Here is a 15,737-nt window from a genome sequence, read left to right on the forward strand (position 1 = left end):
AGCGATTGGCTTTGACACCTCCTCTCCTACTCGCGTCCGCGCCTGCACCCCTTCAGCAACACGCACCCCAAACGCAACATCCGCACCTATCCGTGCAACCTCTTATGGGTCGTCGCCCGCACCCGCAATGCCCTCGTGCTGGGCCTGATCTGCTCGTTGGTCGGCGCTGCCTGCGGGGCCGCCCTCGCGTTCGCCGGCCGGTCGAGCGGCTTCACGACCATCGACGAGGCATCCGCACCCGCCGGCACCTTCGGCGCGCAGATCCTCGGCAACGGCGCCGAACCGGCCAAGGTCACCATCGACATGCATCCCAAAGCGATGACCCCGGACCCGCTCAAGGCGACCGCCGACGCGCCCACCCTCTATGCCGACGACTGCCAGACCGAACAGACGACCACCGACGTCTTCACGTGCACCTACGGCGCCAAAGCGTCCTCGAAGGTGATCGCCCTGGTCGGTGATTCCAAGAGCGCGCAATGGTTCCCGGCCCTAGAGAAGTTCGCCACGACGCACGGCTGGACCATCACGACCTATCTGAAGTCGTCGTGCCCGTGGAGCTCCGCGCTCATCTACGGCGGCCAGGACCCCAGCCATCGCTACACGATCTGCAAGCAGTGGGGTGCCAAGGTCCTCGATCGCCTCACCGGGCCCGAGAAGCCCACCGTCATCGTCACCTCCGGCATCCGCGGCACCGCCTTCACCCCCAGCGGCACCGAGGACCGCGCGACCATGGTCGCCGGCTACGCCGACTATTGGTCGGCGATGGGCACGATCGGGGTACCGGTCATTGTCCTCAATGACACCCCCCAGCCCGGCAAGGTCGTCTATGAGTGCGTTCTGGACCACCCCGCTGACTTCATGACCGCGTGCAAGGGCCGGTTCAACGACGGCTCGGGTGGCGCGGCTCTGCGCGCGGCTGTCACCGACGTGCCGACCGCTCGGCTGATCGACATGAACCCGTGGATCTGCCCGCAGAAGCAGTGCTGGCCGGTGATCGGCAATGTCCTCGTCTGGCGGCAGGGGTCCCACATCACCGCGACGTATGCCGCGTCCCTGAGCGCCGTGATCGACCGCAAGCTCGCGGCGGCCCTCCACGAACTCGGCGTCGCCACCAGCTGACCCCCTTCGCCGATCGGGGGTTGTCGGTGGGCCGTGCAAGGCTGTGCCTGCCATGACCGATGACGTCCTGTCCCGATTCTCCGCGGCCACCCAAGCGTGGTTCCGCGGATCCTTCGCCGAGCCGACGAGTGCCCAGGCCGGCGCTTGGTCCGCGATCAGCTCTAGGCGCGACGCGCTCGTGGTCGCCCCCACCGGCTCGGGCAAGACCCTGTCGGCCTTCCTCTGGGCGCTCGACGGTCTCGTGCGGCAACCGGCGCCCGAGGATCCCCTGCGCCGGTGCCGCGTCGTCTACGTCTCGCCGATGAAGGCGCTGGCCGTCGACGTCGAGCGCAACCTGCGGGCGCCCCTGGTCGGCATCGGCCACGCCGCTGCCCGCCTCGGTATGCCGGTTCCCGACGTCAGCGTGGCCGTCCGCTCCGGAGACACTCCCGCGGCCGAACGCCGAGCCTTCGCCCGGGCCCCCAGCGACATCCTGATCACCACCCCCGAATCCCTTTTCCTGCTGCTCACCTCCAACGCGCGGGCGGCGCTGGCCGGGGTCGAGACGGTCATCCTGGACGAGATCCACGCCGTGGCGGCCACCAAACGCGGCGCCCACCTGGCGCTCTCGCTGGAGCGCCTGGACGCTCTGTTGCCGAAACCGGCCCAGCGCATCGGGCTCTCCGCCACCGTCCGGCCGGTCGAGGAGGTCGCGCGCTTTCTCAGCGGCGGTCGCCCCGTCGAGATCGTCCAGCCGCCCGCGACCAAGGCCTGGGATCTCGAGGTCGTCGTGCCCGTGCCGGACATGGGCGAGCTGGGCGCGGTCAGCGGCGACCTCTCCGGAGCCGCCTCCGGACCGGAGCGGCGCACCTCGATCTGGCCGCACGTCGAGGAACGCATTGTCGACCTCGTGGCACAGCAGCGCTCCACGCTGATCTTCGCCAACTCCCGCCGGCTGGCCGAGCGGCTGACAGCGCGACTGAACGAGATCTGGGAGGAGCGCCTAGCCGAGGCTGCCGATGACGCGTCGCTGCTCGATGTCCCGGCGGCCGAGTTCGGCGCCCACCGAGCCGACCGGCCGCGCCCGGCACGGACCCCTGCCCAGGTGATGGCTCAGGCCGGCGCCAGCGGCGGCGCGCCGGCGGTGCTCGCCCGAGCCCACCACGGCTCGGTGAGCAAGGAGCAGCGGCTCGATATCGAGGAAGCACTCAAGGCCGGCCGGCTCCCGGCAGTCGTCGCGACCAGTTCCCTCGAACTCGGCATCGACATGGGCGCGGTCGATCTGGTCATCCAGGTCGAATCCCCGCCGAGCGTGGCCTCAGGCCTGCAGCGCGTCGGGCGGGCCGGGCATCAGGTGGGCGCGGTCTCGGCCGGAGTCTTTTTCCCCAAGTACCGCGGCGATCTGGTCCAGACTGCCGTCGTCGTGGAACGCATGCGCGCGGGCGCGATCGAGGAGTTGAGGATCCCGGCCAATCCGATCGACGTGCTCGCCCAACACATCGTCGCGATGACCGCGATGGACGCCTGGTCGGTCCCCGACCTGCATGCCCTGGTCCGCCGAGCCGCGCCCTATGCCGGTCTCTCACGCACGGTGCTCGATGCCGTTCTGGACATGCTCGCCGGACGCTATCCCAGCGACGAGTTCGCCGAGTTGCGGCCGCGAATCACCTGGGATCGCCTCGCCGACGAGATCACGGCCCGGCGCGGTGGCCAGCATCTGGCCGTCACCAGCGGCGGCACAATTCCCGACCGCGGGCTCTTCGGCGTCTTCCTCGCCGGCGACGGCGCCGGGCGACGGGTCGGCGAACTCGACGAAGAGATGGTCTACGAATCCCGAGTCGGGGATGTTTTCACGCTGGGCACCTCCAGCTGGCGGATCGAGGAGATCACGCACGACCAAGTGCTCGTCACCCCCGCGCCCGGTGAGCCGGGGCGCTTGCCGTTCTGGAAGGGCGAGACGCAGGGGCGCCCCGTCGAGCTCGGCACCGCGCTCGGCGCCTTCGTCCGCGAACTCGCCCACGCGCCGGCCGACGACGGCCTGGCGCGTGCCCAGGCCGCCGGACTCGCCCCGTGGGCAGCCGACAACCTGATCGCCTACCTGGCCGAGCAACGCGCGGCGACCGGGGTGGTCCCCAGCGATACGACAATCGTCATCGAACGCTTCCGTGACGAGATCGGCGACTGGCGGGTCGCTCTGCACTCCCCGTTCGGCATGCCCGTGCACGCGCCCTGGGCGTTGTGCATCGCGGCACGCATGCGCGAGCGCTTCGGGGTGGACGTCCAGGCGATGGCCGCCGACGACGGAATCGTCCTGCGCCTGCCCGATGTCGAGTTCGACGACGGTGCCGACGCCGGGGCTGAGCTCGGCAGCTTGCTCCTCCTCGATCCGGACGACATCGACGCGCTCGTCACCGCCCAACTGCCGGGCTCGGCACTCTTCGCCTCGCGCTTTCGCGAATGCGCGGCCCGCGCATTGCTCCTACCTCGCCGCCGGCCGGGGGTGCGCCAACCGCTGTGGCAGCAACGCCAGCGCGCAGCATCCCTGCTGCAGGTCGCCAGCAACTACCCCGACTTCCCCATCGTGCTCGAGACCGTTCGCGAGTGCCTGCAGGACGTGTACGACGTGCCAGGCCTGGTCGCGCTGATGAAGCGGATCGCCGCCCGCAAGGTCGGCACCGTCGACGTCCTCTCCGACGCACCCTCGCCCTTCGCGCGGTCGCTGATGTTCGGCTATGTCGCCCAATATCTGTATGAAGGCGACTCGCCCCTGGCCGAACGCCGGGCCGCCGCACTGGCCCTCGATCCCACCCTGCTTGCCGAGTTGCTCGGCCGGGGCGAAGGCCTGGCGCTTCGCGAGTTGCTCGACCTCGGTGCGATCACGCGCACGGCCGCCGAACTCCAACGACTGTTGCCCGAACGGCAGGCCCGCGACGCGCCCGAGATCACCGACCTCTTGCGCGTGCTCGGGCCCCTGACCCAAAGCGATATCGAGGTCCGCACGGTCGAGGAGATCCGCGGTCACGTCGGCCTGATCCTCGCCGAGTTGAGCGCGACCCGGCAGGTCATCGAGGTGCGGATGGCCGGTGAATCACGGTATGCCGTGGCTCAGGACGCCGCCCGGCTGCGCGACGCGTTGGGCGTGGCACTGCCGGTAGGCCTGCCGGCCGCCTTCCTCGAACCCGTCGCCGATCCCCTCGGCGAGCTCGTGGCTCGTTATGCACGCACGCACACGCCCTTCCTTCTCGCCGATCTGGCCCGCGATCTCGGCATCGGAACCGCCGTCGCGCATGACGCCCTGCGCCGGCTGCTCTCCACCGGCCGAGTCACCGAAGGCGAGTTCCTCCCCATGGGCGCCGGGACGGAGTTCTGCGATGCGGAGGTGCTGCGGCTGATCCGGCGCCGCTCGCTCGCCGGCCTGCGCGCCGAGGTGGAGCCGGTCCCGACCGCGCAGTACGCCCGCTTTCTGCCCACCTGGCAGGGCATCCGTGGACCCCTGCGCGGCACCGATGGCGTCCTGCGGGCCGTCGAACAACTCAGCGGGGCGATCGTGCCGGCGAGCGCGGTCGAGTCGCTGATCCTGCCGGTCCGAGTCAGCGGTTACCAGCCGGCCGCCCTCGACGAACTGCTCGCGACCGGCGAGATCTGCTGGCAGGGCCACGGCAGCCTGCCGGGCGACGATGGCTGGATCTCGCTCCACCTTTCCGAGAGTGCGCCGCTGACCCTGCAGCCACCGGGCGAGGTCACCGACCCGCGGGCACTGATGCTGCTGGAGGCCTTCGCACCCGGAGGTGCCTACTTCCTTCGCGGCCTATCCGCGGCAGCACCGTTGCCCGACGAGGCCGAAGCCGTGGCGGCGCTGTGGGCGTTGGTGTGGGCCGGCGTGGTCACCGGCGACACTTTCGCGCCGGTGCGCGGGCTGCTGACTTCCAACCGGGGCGCGCACAAGCATCAGCGTCGGGCACCGCGCGCGACGCGCTACGGCCGACGCGGTTCGCTTGCCGGCATGCGGCCCGCGCTGAGTCGCGCGGTGGGCACGCTGGGCACGCCGCCGACCGCGGTCGGTCGCTGGTCTCTCGTGCCCGAACTCGACCTCGACGCAACCGCGCGTGCCGTGACACGCGCGGAGGTGCTGCTCGATCGCTATGGGGTGGTCACCCGATCGGTCATCGCGGCCGAGGAGGTGCCCGGCGGGTTCGCGGCGATCTATCGCGTGTTGGCCGCAGCCGAGGAGTCCGGACGGTTGCGGCGCGGCTACTTCGTCGAATCGCTCGGCGCCGCCCAGTTCGCCACGACCGGAGCCGTCGACGCGCTGCGCCAGGCCACCGGCCGGCCCGGTAGCGAGACCGGGGCCGAGGCGCACGACGCATCAGCGGTCGCACGCGATCGCACGAACCCGGCGCAGGCACGCCCCTGGTCGCCCGTCCTCGACGCCGGGCGGCCCGCCCCGGACCCGGCCCTCGTGCTCGCCGCCACCGACCCGGCCAATCCTTATGGCGCCGCGCTGTCCTGGCCCGAGCGCGATGGCGCGGGCGGCCATCAGCCAGGACGCAAGGCCGGCGCCTTGGTCGTCTTGGTCGACGGCGTGCTGGTGATCTACGTCGAGCGCGGCGGCAAAACCCTGCTCAGTTGGGGTGACGACCCGTCGACCCTGCAGGCGGCGGCGGACGCGCTGGCCCGCAGCGTGCATGACGGTGCCTTGGGCCGCTTGACGGTCGAAAAGGCCGACGGCACGTCGGTTCTCGCGGCCGGCAACCCCGTTGCGTCGGCCCTCGCCACGGCCGGTTTCACGATGACACCGCGCGGCCTGCGCCTGCGTCGCCTGGGCGCAGCCGGGCCGGGGACCGGCGGGGGGAGCGACCCGGCATACGGCCGGCCGAAAATGTGAATGTCCCGACAATCCCCTGTGTTTGGCCCGAGAAGTTGCGGCTCGAGGCTACGGTGGACGCTGGGTCAAGCGCCCGCCGGGGGGCGATCAAGAAGATGTCGGAGGGATCATGCCGGAAGGCGACACGATCTGGCGCACGGCCGCGCGCTTGAATCTCGCCTTATGCGGCATTCCCCTGACGAGGCTAGAACTGCGGTGGGGCGAGTTGGGGGGAGCCGGCCTGCTGCCTGCCAGCACGATCGGTGTCGTCGCGCGCGGCAAACACCTGTTGCATCGGCTCGACTCGGGGGTGACGATCCACACCCACCTGCGCATGGAGGGCAGCTGGCGCATCCACCCCACCGCGAAGGTCACGCCCGCCCAGCTGGCCGACCATCACCTACGCGTGCTGGTCTCGACGTCCACCTGGACAGCGCTCGGGCTGCGGCTGGGGATGGTCGACGTGTGGCCCACGGAGCAGGATGAGGCCAGGCTGGCCCACCTCGGGCCTGACGTGCTCGGCCCCGACTGGGACCTCGACCGCGCCCTGGCCAATCTCGCCGGCGACGAATCGATGAGCATCGGCGCGGCACTGCTCGATCAGACCAAACTCGCCGGCATCGGCACGTTCTGGGCCAGCGAGGGGTTGTTCTTGAACCGCCTCTCGCCCTGGACCCTGGTCGGCGAAATTCCTGAACAGGACCAGATCGGCGTGGTCACCGGCATCCGGCGGCTGATGCGGCAGGCCACCGTCTCGGCGGTGCAGAGTTCGACGGGCCGCACCCGCCGGGGCGAGACGTCCTTCGTCCATGCCCGATCCGGCTCCCCGTGCCGGCGGTGCGGCATCCCGATCCGCGTCGCGATGATCGGATCGGCGGATCGGCAACGCACGATGTTCTACTGCCCCAACTGCCAGGGAGGTCTGGCACCGGGGGACGACGGCGCCCGGCAGTCACCACTCGGTGCCGCTGAACGCAGCCGAGCGATCAAGCGGCCGAGGCCGAAACTCCGGCGCGCGCTGGAGACTTGACGGGCAGCGGCGTGACGCCGGCCGCAACCGACTCCGCCAGTGCCACACGCGTGGTCACACCGTTCAGGACGCTCGACAGCGGCACGCCGAGCGCCTCGCAGACAGCAGCCAGCAACTCCGACGAGGCTTCCTTTTGGCCGCGCTCGATTTCGCTGAGGTAGCCGAGCGACACGGCGGCCGCGGCCGACACCTGACGCAGAGTGCGGCCCTGGGCCAGTCGCTCGTCGCGAAGGGCCTCGCCCAACTCGCGGCGGAGCAGGATCATGGTCGCTCTCCCTTCGGTGCTCTTCTCGACGTGCTCGGGTTCCTATCCTGCACCACCCCACCGACAATCGGCACGGCGACCCCGACGTCGGCGAGTCCCTCGGCCAATAGTTCGAGCGCGGCGTCGACAGTGGCCGCGCGGATCTCGGCACGCGACCCGGTCAACACCAGCCCCGCGGTTCGTATGCCCGACGGGCCGGCAACGGCGACAAAGACCGTGCCGACCGGTTTGCCGTCCGCCGGATCGGGCCCGGCGACACCCGTAGTCGCGATGGCCCAGTCCGACCCCAACACGTGGCGCGCACCGCGCGCCATCGCAGCCGCGACGTCCGGGTCGACCGCTCCCCGCTCGGTGAGCAGGTCCGCGGAAACGCCGAGGATCTGGTGTTTCAGGGCCGTCGCATAGCTGATCACGCCGCCGCGGACAACCGCGGACGCTCCGGGCACCGACGTCAGAGCCGCCGCGACCAGACCGCCTGTCAGCGACTCGGCGGTGCCGATCGTCACGCCCGTATGCCGGGCCGCGCCCACCACGAGCGCCGCCAGTTGCGCCGTGGCATCAGGCAGCGCGCCCGTCGACTCACGATGGTTCGTCGACTCAAACGGTTCCGCGTTTGCCTTTGGTGGCACTGTCGCCGTCACTTGCGGCCCGGCGCAGGCGCGGTCGCCCGCCCATCCTCGTCGGGCCCTTCGCCTGGACCCGTTTCCAGCCCGGAGGCCGCAGCGCCGGCGGGACCGCGCACCGGGCGCGCCTGCCTGGCCCCCCGGCGCCCGTCCCCGGCCTCTCGGCGCGCCGCCCGGGCCGCCTGAGCCGCGCGCGCCGCGGCCGCGGCGCGCTTGAGCATCGCGCGCTCACTGGTCTGCCGCAGCCGAAGCGCGTCGACGACGATGTCGATCCCCGTGACCAGGGTGAGCACGACGGCGGCGACCAGGATGACCCAGGCGATGATCGTCCATACGTGATCGGCGGGGAAGGTCCACAGGGGCATCAAGAAGAGGGTGAGCGCGAGGGATTGCAATGCCGTCTTGGTCTTGCCCCCGCGCCCGGCCGGCATCACCCCGTGCCGGATGACGACGAAACGCATCACCGTGATGCCCCACTCGCGCACGAGCACCGGGATCGTGATCCACCACGGGATGTCCGCGAGGATCGACAGGCCGACGAAGGCCATGCCGGTGATCGCCTTGTCGGCGATCGGGTCGGCGACCTTGCCGAAGTCGGTGACCAGGCCCCGTTTTCGGGCCAGTTCGCCGTCGATCCGGTCGGTCGCGACGGCCAGGGCGAAAAGGGCCGTGGCGGCCCAGCGCAGTCCGACATCCTGCCCGTGATCGGCCAGCAACAGCCAACCGAAGAAGGGCACGAGCACGATACGGCCGACGGTCAAGGCGTTCGGGAGATTCCAATTGGAGACCTCCGCGCGGGCTGCGGTCATCGAGGAAGCGCCTGCAGGTCGACGCCCTCGCTGCCGACGACCCGGGCCGCCACGATGCGCCCGACGGCCAGATCCGGCGTCAGGGGGAGCGTCGTCTGGCCGTCGATGTCTGGGCCTTGGATGCTCGCCCGCCCGATCGCCAGGCCGTCCTCGGCGCTGAGTTCCTCGATGAGCACATCGATCGACGAGCCGATCCGCTCGGCCGCGCGGTGGGCGGTGAGTTCCTCGACCAGATCGGTGAGTTCGGCGACTCGGTCGGCGATCTCGCCGGCGTCGATCTTGTCCCGCAGGGTCGCGCCCTCGGTGCCGTCCTCGTCGGAATAGCCGAAGACCCCGACCACATCGAGTCGGGCCGCCGTGAGGAAGGCGGCGAGTTCTTCGACGTCGGCCGCCGTCTCACCCGGGAAGCCGACGACGACATTGGAGCGGATTGCCGCCTCCGGCGCCAGCGCCCGGATGCGGTCGATCAGGTCAAGGAAGGCGGACGAGGAGCCGAAACGCCGCATCCGCCGCAACACCCCCGGCGCCGAATGCTGGAAGGACACATCCAACCAGGGGACGACCTTCGGCGTCGCCACGATCGCTTCGAGCAGCCCCGGCCGGATCTCGGCCGGCTGCAGATAGGAGACCCGGATCCAGTCCAGACCCTCGACCTCGGCCAGCCGCGGCAGGAGCTTCTCCATGGCCGCGAGGTCACCGAGATCCTTGCCATACGAGGTCGAGTTCTCGCTGACCAGGAAGGCTTCGCGAACCCCGCGGTCGGCCAGCCAATGTGCTTCTGCGACAACGTCGTCCGGGTGCCGCGAGACAAAGGCGCCGCGGAACATGGGGATCGCGCAGAACGCACACCGTCGGTCGCAGCCACTGGCTATCTTCAGCGGCGCCCACGGCCGCTGGTCCAAGCGGGCGCGCACGACCGAGGGCCCGCTGCGGGGAGCACGCGCCCGCAGGAGCGCATCCGCGCCCGCGCCGTATGCCGCGTCCGCACCGCCCGCAGGCGCCTGCCCCGGCGCGGCACCCAACCCGGGCACCGCGACATCCGCCACCGCCACCCGGCGCTCGGTCGGCGTCAGTGGAAGCAGGCGCCGGCGATCGCTCGGGACGTGACTGGCCGGCCGCGCACCGTCGAGGATGGCGCGCAGCGTGCCGGACAGATCGGCATACGAATCGAAACCGAGGACCGCGTCGGCTTCGGGCAGTTCCTCGGCCAAGTCGCGGCCGTAGCGTTCGGCGAGGCAGCCGACGGCGACGACCGCCTGCGTGCGGCCGCTCGCCTTCAACTCGGACGCCTCCAGGAGCACATCGATCGAGTCCTTCTTGGCCTGCTCGATGAACCCGCAGGTGTTGACGACGGCGACATCGGCGTCGGCAGCATCCTCGACCAATTCCCAGCCACCGGCGCTCAACCGCCCGGCGAGTTCCTCGGAGTCGACCTCGTTGCGCGTGCAGCCGAGCGTCACCAGGGCGACGCGGCGCGGCGTGATGGAGGTCATGGGCTCACTGTAGTTGGGCGCGAGTGAGCGCCCTCGAAACTCGCCCGCGGTGACGCCACTAGGTTGGGGCGCATGATCGCTGGCGAACTGGCCGACCTGCTCGGTGCCGACCCCGTCTTCGACGGCCACAACGACCTGCCCTGGGAGTTGCGGGAATTGGTCGGCTACGACTTCGACGCGCTGGATGTCGGGGTCCGGACCACCCGCACGCACACCGACCTGCCCCGGCTGCGCGAGGGTGGGGTCGGCGCCCAGTTCTGGTCGGTCTACGTCCCCGGCACCCTGGCGCCCAATGACGCGGTCACCGGCACGCTGGAGCAGATCGACGCCGTGCACGCCCTCACGCGCCGGTATGCCGATCGGCTCGCCCTGGCCACCACCGCGGACGACGTGCGACGCGCCTGGGCCGACGGCAAGATCGCTTCGCTGCTCGGCGCCGAGGGCGGCCACAGCATCGACAACTCGCTGGGCACCCTGCGCGCCTTCCGCGCCCTGGGTGTGCGTTACCTGACGCTGACCCACAACCAGAACAACGACTGGGCCGACTCGGCGACCGACACCGCGCGCCATGGCGGCCTGACCGACTTCGGACGGCAGGTCGTCGCCGAGATGAACCGCATCGGCATGCTCGTCGACTTGAGCCACGTCGCCCCGACGACGATGCACGCAGCCATGGATGTCACCACGGCGCCGCCGATCTTCTCCCACTCCAGCGCCCGCGCCGTCTGTGATCACCCGCGCAATGTCCCCGACGACGTGCTGGGCCGGCTGGCCGGCCTGCACGGCGTCTGCATGATCACCTTCGTGCCCCGCTTCGTCTCGCCGGTGCTGCGCGAGTGGGACCTGCAGGCCCACGCGGCCGCCGAAGCGGCCGGTGTCGCGACCAACGACCACGCGGCCTACACCGCCTTCTCCCGCACGTATGCCGAGTCCCACCCCGCGCCGCGCGCCACCCTCGCGGACGTGGTCGCGCATTGCGAGCACGTGCGGGAGGTCGCGGGGATCGACCACATCGGGCTGGGCGGCGACTACGACGGTGTCGATCGCCTGCCGGACGGCCTCGAGGACGTCAGTTGCTACCCGAAACTCCTTGCCGCACTGGCCGATCGGGGCTGGTCACGCGACGACCTCGGCAAGCTGACCAGCCGCAACATCCTGCGTGTGCTCCAGGCCGCCGACGACGCCGCTTTAGTGAACGGGCGCGTTCATGCTGCCCGGGCCGGCACCGCGACGAAACTTCGAAGGGCCCTCGGCGATCGCGACAACCTCGAAGTCCTCGATGGCCACCGGAGCCGAGCCGATCAGCCGGGACCCCGGTGAGGTCGCCGCGGACGCGATGAAGTCGTCGCGGAAGCGGTCGCGCTCGCCGGCGGTGTCGAAGACATAAGTGCCCTCGAACCACTCGCCCGGCCGCATCCGCCACGTCTTGAACGCCAGCCCGTCGAGGAACATGAAGCGCGCTACCGACGTGCCGACGACGTAGTCGCGCAGGTCCTGCGCGACGGCAGCACCGGTGCCTTCCAGGGACCAGCGCACAGCCAGTCCATATCCTGCATCCATGTCACTCCTCGTCGAGCCAGCGCAGCAATCCGCGGGCACCGTAACCCGTGGCGCCCTTGGCGAGTATTCCCGTATCAGCCTCTGACCGCCCGGTTCCGGCGATATCGAGGTGCACCCAGGGCAGCCCGGCGGTGAACTCGCGCAGGAACAACGCGGCGATGATCGACCCGGCTCCTGGCCCGCCGCCCAGCGGGCCGATGTGGCTGAGGTCGGCGACCGCCGAGTCGAGCGCCGGCCGGTAGTCCTCGATCAGCGGCATCTCCCACAGGGGCTCACCCGCGTCCGCGAACGCGGCCCGGACGCGCGCATGCAGACCGGCATCGCTGCCATACGACGCGGCAAGCCCGCTGCCGAGGGCGATGCGCGCGGCACCGGTGAGGGTGGCGATATCGATGACAGCGGCCGGGTCGAGCTTCGCGGCGGCATACGCGAGTGCGTCGGCGAGCACGATCCGCCCCTCCGCGTCGGTGTTGCCGATCTCGACGGTGGTCCCGCCGTATGCCGTGATGACGTCGCTGGGCCGATACGCTCCCCCGCCGATGGCGTTCTCCGCCAAGGCCATCAGGCCGATCACCGGCCGCCGGATCCCCAGCGCCCGGCAGCTCGCGAGCACCGAGAGCACGATGGCGGCGCCGGACATATCGGTCTTCATCATCGTCATGGCCGCCGAAGGTTTGACGTTGATCCCGCCGGTGTCGAAGGTGATGCCCTTTCCGACGAGGACTACCGGCGGCCCGGTCGCCCCCGCAGGCGTATAGCTGAGTTGGACCAGGCGCGGTGGTGTCCGCGAGCCCTGGCCGACGGCGATCAGGCCGCCGAAGCCCTCCCTGACGAGCGCCCCCTCGTCCCAGACCTTCACACGCAGTCCGCTCGCCCGTCCGATGGCGCGAGCTTCGTCGGCGAGCCAGCCGGGGTTCTTGATATTGCTCGGCGCATTGGCGTATGCCCGCGCGGTCGCCGTCGCGCGGACCGCCTCGCGACCGCGCACCACCGCCACCGGATCGTGCTCGCCGAGTAGCGCGAGCGCTATCGGGTCGGACTCGACCCGCGGGCCGTCGGCGCTCCAGCGCACCCGCTTGGCCGGCCCGAGCAGCGCGCCTTCCACCAGCGCTGCCGCGTCGACCGCCTCCTGATCGAGAGCCCCGGCGTCCAGCACCAGCAACCGGACCGCGTCGCCGGCGCGCTCCCCGACGGCCAACCGGGCGGCGCTGGCGGCGACGAGCCGCACCCGGCCCGGCGCGGCGGCGTCCGCGACCACGAGGATCAGGCAGGCGAGCGGACCGGTCGGCAGCGCGATGACCGTGGGGGCACCCGCGGTGGGCGCGTCATACGTCTCGATCAGCGATGCGGCGTCGGGCACGACAGCGGCGAGCACATTCGCGATGTGGGCGTGCCACTGGCTCCCGTCACCGGGCGGGATAAGCGCGGCATACGCGGCGGACCCGGGCGGACGATCGGCGAGCAGGCGGCCGACCTGGTCGGCGCTCGGGGGGACGATGTCGACGTCCGGAAGGACGGGCACCAAGGCGGGAGACATCCTGCGACCCTATCCACGTCCTGGCCGGCGCGTGGCGGCAACACCGGCGGGCAAAAGCCAGCGCCCCGAACGGCGAACCGTTCGGGGCGCTGAGAAAGTCCGTCGGCCGGCTAGGCCAGGCCCTCGCAATTGGAGATGGCGTCACCGAGGGCACGCACCTCATCGGGAGTCATTTCGACCACCAAGCGGCCACCCCCCTCGAGGGGCATGCGCAAGACGATGCCGCGTCCCTCCTTGGTGACCTCCAAAGGCCCGTCTCCGGTCCGAGGCTTCATTGCCGCCATGGGTGCTTCCCTTCTAGTGCCCGAAGCGCCGCCCTGAGCGACCTTCGTCGTACGCTGAACCGGGCACCTGCCCAGCCATCCGCCCCATTATCCCTCATACCCGGGCGTGGTCGTGCATCAACGGGCTTATCGGGCCATGTCGCCGAGGCGTCAAGGCGGAGTCGCCGCCCACGGCACATAGGTCAGGAATGCCACGGTCCACCAGGCTATTCCCGCGCAGAGCGCCAGGGCAACCAGCGCCACCCGGCGTCGCCAGTGCGGCACGATCCGCTCCCCCGCGGATGTCCGCATCGCGACGCTCGCGACCAGGGCCGCAGCCGGGAAGTCCAGCAGCAGAAAGCGCCACATGCTGGTGATCGGCCGGACCACTGCCAGCAGGTAGAGCGGGTAGGCCAAGGCCCACGCGCGGACCTCCAGAGGCAGCCACTGCCCGTGCCGGCCCGCGACGAGGGCGAGGTAGGCGGCCACGATCCCGACGATCAGGGCCACCCCGAAGACGCCGCGCGCCTCCCACGCCCAGGCCAGCCACAGGACGAAGGGCCCGTTCTGCGGCTCCTGCCCCCAGGCCTTCTGCACGTCGAAGAAGGCACTCGGCCGGCCCGTCAGCATGCCGACCGTCGCGGGCCAGGCCAGGGCCGAGACCGCGACCGAGACGGTCAGGACGATCAGCGCCCATCGGTCGCCGACGAACAGCCGAGTCCCGGAGCGGCGCTCGTCTCGAGCCCGGGCCACGAGGTGGACGAGGATCGCCAACCCCAGCGCCGGCGCGACGGCTCGGGTATAGCCGAGGCCGAGGAGGGTCAGCGCGGCCAGCCAGTAGGAACGGCGCATGACCAGAAACAGGGTCCCGGCGATCACCACCAGAGCGAGAGCCTCGCTGTAGGGAATGAGCAGCACGCCGGTCGCGGGATAGAAGCACCACAAGCACGCGGCCACCAGGGCGAGCCGGTCACGATGGGCCTGCGGCGCGGCATGGGTGGCGAGGCCGAAGATCCGCCAGACGATGAGCGCGCCGAGCAGGCCGAGCGGCAGATTGACCAGCAGTCCTGCCACCGGAAAGGGCAGGCCGATTGCGGTCCCCGCACGGACGAGCAGCGGAAAGGCCGGATAGAACGCCCATGCGCTGTAGGTGATGATCCCGGTCTGCGGGTCGACCGGGAGTGGCACGGGATAGCCGCCCTCGGCGATCCGGCGATACCACTGGGCATCCCACAGGCCGAAGAGATCGGCGACGGTCGGGTTCAGGTGGCCGACGCCGGCCGGATTCTGCACCCAGGTGGCAGCCGCCCACATCGCCGCCAGCGCGAGCAGCCGGGTCAGGACATAGACCAGCACGATGGTCTTGATCGGCCGGGCCAGTGCCCGGGCGACGAGGGCGTCGCGGCCCGCGGTCCCCCTCAGCCGGCCGGGCTCGCCAGCAGCGCGTCCAGGGTCCGGCCGAAGAGCCATTGCCCCGCCGCCGCCGATGCCGGGCCGATCAGGCGCGGCAGCGGGTCCACCCGGGGGCCGAGTTCCTCCGTCCACGTGACGCGCGCCCCCTCTCCGTCCGGCTCGATCGCGATCTGCGCCCACCCGCGCAGCCATGCCCCAATCTTGACGATGGCAACGACTGCCTCGTCACCATCGGCGGTAGGCGGTTGCCACTTCGTGACGATCATGTGATCCCAGAGCGTCGCCGGACCCAATCCCGTGCCGGCGGCAAACCGCCATCCGACGGTGGGCGTCCCGGGATCGAGACGCATTCGAGTGGCCGGGACAACGTCGCCGTGCGCGGCGAAGTCGGTGACCGCCGCCCACGCATCCGTGACCGACCGGCCCGTATGCCGTTGCACCCGAAAGGTGGTCACCCCACCTCCCCAGCGGGTCGGGTGGGCGGCGCGCCAGGCGAGACCCGCGGTAACGTCATGGTCGGCACCTCGCCGGCTTCGTAGGCGGCCAGGCGGCCGCGCAGGGCGTCGAGGACATCGTCGACCTGGTCCATTCGGTAGCCGCGCAGGGCGGTGTCGAAGTGGATCGCGTCGACATCGGCCGCCCGCTCGATGCGGTCGGCGCCCACGTCGTGCTCGGTGTGCACGGGCGGGGGAAGCGCGTCATACGTCAGCCGGCCGGTGATCAGCAGTGCGAAGCCCGCGGCGATGAGCACCGCGACCACGGTGAAGAAGACCCAGATCAAC

Annotated in this window: 13 protein-coding genes; 4 read left to right on the plus strand and 9 right to left on the minus strand. The window is 70.9% G+C overall.

Annotation, left to right across the window (positions count from 1 at the left end; translation table 11 throughout):
• Window positions 1–135: 135 nt before the first annotated feature.
• The 3 genes from ABD209_RS02940 to ABD209_RS02950 all read left to right on the plus strand — a co-directional run bounded on the left by ABD209_RS02940 (window position 136) and on the right by ABD209_RS02950 (window position 6,992).
• Entirely contained in the window at window positions 136–1,119 is a 984-nt protein-coding gene (locus tag ABD209_RS02940; RefSeq protein ID WP_344061873.1) for an SGNH hydrolase domain-containing protein, read from the plus strand.
• Between the two features lie 52 nt (window positions 1,120–1,171).
• Window positions 1,172–5,983 carry an ATP-dependent helicase gene (locus ABD209_RS02945; protein WP_344061876.1) on the plus strand — a complete coding sequence of 1,604 codons (4,812 nt, stop codon included), beginning with the start codon at window positions 1,172–1,174 and terminating at the stop codon, window positions 5,981–5,983.
• Window positions 5,984–6,092: 109 nt separating this feature from the next.
• Complete coding sequence (locus ABD209_RS02950; protein WP_344061879.1) at window positions 6,093–6,992, plus strand: DNA-formamidopyrimidine glycosylase family protein; 900 nt, start codon at window positions 6,093–6,095, stop codon at window positions 6,990–6,992.
• Here the strand turns inward: ABD209_RS02950 and ABD209_RS02955 are convergent.
• The 4 genes from ABD209_RS02955 to rimO all read right to left on the minus strand — a co-directional run bounded on the left by ABD209_RS02955 (window position 6,949) and on the right by rimO (window position 10,182).
• Window positions 6,949–7,257 carry a helix-turn-helix domain-containing protein gene (locus tag ABD209_RS02955; RefSeq protein ID WP_324388566.1) on the minus strand — a complete coding sequence of 103 codons (309 nt, stop codon included), beginning with the start codon at window positions 7,255–7,257 and terminating at the stop codon, window positions 6,949–6,951. The genes ABD209_RS02950 and ABD209_RS02955 overlap by 44 nt on opposite strands.
• Window positions 7,254–7,823 carry a CinA family protein gene (locus tag ABD209_RS02960; RefSeq protein WP_425564553.1) on the minus strand — a complete coding sequence of 190 codons (570 nt, stop codon included), beginning with the start codon at window positions 7,821–7,823 and terminating at the stop codon, window positions 7,254–7,256. Before ABD209_RS02960 ends, ABD209_RS02955 begins: the two co-directional genes overlap by 4 nt.
• 71 nt (window positions 7,824–7,894) lie before the next feature.
• Window positions 7,895–8,689, minus strand: a complete 795-nt coding sequence (gene pgsA, locus ABD209_RS02965) for a CDP-diacylglycerol--glycerol-3-phosphate 3-phosphatidyltransferase (protein ID WP_344061885.1) — start codon at window positions 8,687–8,689, stop codon at window positions 7,895–7,897.
• Complete coding sequence (gene rimO / locus ABD209_RS02970; RefSeq protein ID WP_344061888.1) at window positions 8,686–10,182, minus strand: 30S ribosomal protein S12 methylthiotransferase RimO; 1,497 nt, start codon at window positions 10,180–10,182, stop codon at window positions 8,686–8,688. The genes pgsA and rimO overlap by 4 nt, the downstream gene beginning before the upstream one ends.
• Before the next feature lie 72 nt (window positions 10,183–10,254).
• Here rimO and ABD209_RS02975 point away from each other — a divergent pair, with 72 nt between their 5' ends.
• Entirely contained in the window at window positions 10,255–11,502 is a 1,248-nt protein-coding gene (locus ABD209_RS02975) for a dipeptidase (RefSeq protein ID WP_324388497.1), read from the plus strand.
• A 241-nt stretch (window positions 11,503–11,743) separates the two neighbouring features.
• Here the strand turns inward: ABD209_RS02975 and ABD209_RS02980 are convergent, their stop codons facing one another.
• From ABD209_RS02980 to ABD209_RS03000, 5 genes are all read right to left on the minus strand, one after another.
• Window positions 11,744–13,279: a leucyl aminopeptidase family protein gene (locus tag ABD209_RS02980; protein ID WP_344061893.1), complete on the minus strand. Its 1,536-nt coding sequence runs from the start codon at window positions 13,277–13,279 to the stop codon at window positions 11,744–11,746.
• A 110-nt stretch (window positions 13,280–13,389) separates the two neighbouring features.
• Complete coding sequence (locus ABD209_RS02985) at window positions 13,390–13,563, minus strand: DUF3117 domain-containing protein (protein ID WP_324386839.1); 174 nt, start codon at window positions 13,561–13,563, stop codon at window positions 13,390–13,392.
• A gap of 150 nt (window positions 13,564–13,713) precedes the next feature.
• A complete protein-coding gene (locus tag ABD209_RS02990) occupies window positions 13,714–15,012 on the minus strand; it encodes a hypothetical protein (RefSeq protein ID WP_344061898.1) in 1,299 nt (432 codons plus the stop codon).
• Window positions 14,961–15,410, minus strand: a complete 450-nt coding sequence (locus ABD209_RS02995) for an SRPBCC family protein (RefSeq protein ID WP_344061901.1) — start codon at window positions 15,408–15,410, stop codon at window positions 14,961–14,963. Before ABD209_RS02995 ends, ABD209_RS02990 begins: the two co-directional genes overlap by 52 nt.
• On the minus strand, window positions 15,407–15,736 hold the full coding sequence (locus ABD209_RS03000; protein WP_324386842.1) for a DivIVA domain-containing protein: 330 nt from the start codon (window positions 15,734–15,736) through the stop codon (window positions 15,407–15,409). The genes ABD209_RS02995 and ABD209_RS03000 overlap by 4 nt, the downstream gene beginning before the upstream one ends.
• Window position 15,737: the final 1 nt, after the last annotated feature.

The organism is Nostocoides vanveenii, from assembly GCF_039531165.1.
Taxonomy (GTDB): domain Bacteria; phylum Actinomycetota; class Actinomycetes; order Actinomycetales; family Dermatophilaceae; genus Nostocoides_A; species Nostocoides_A vanveenii.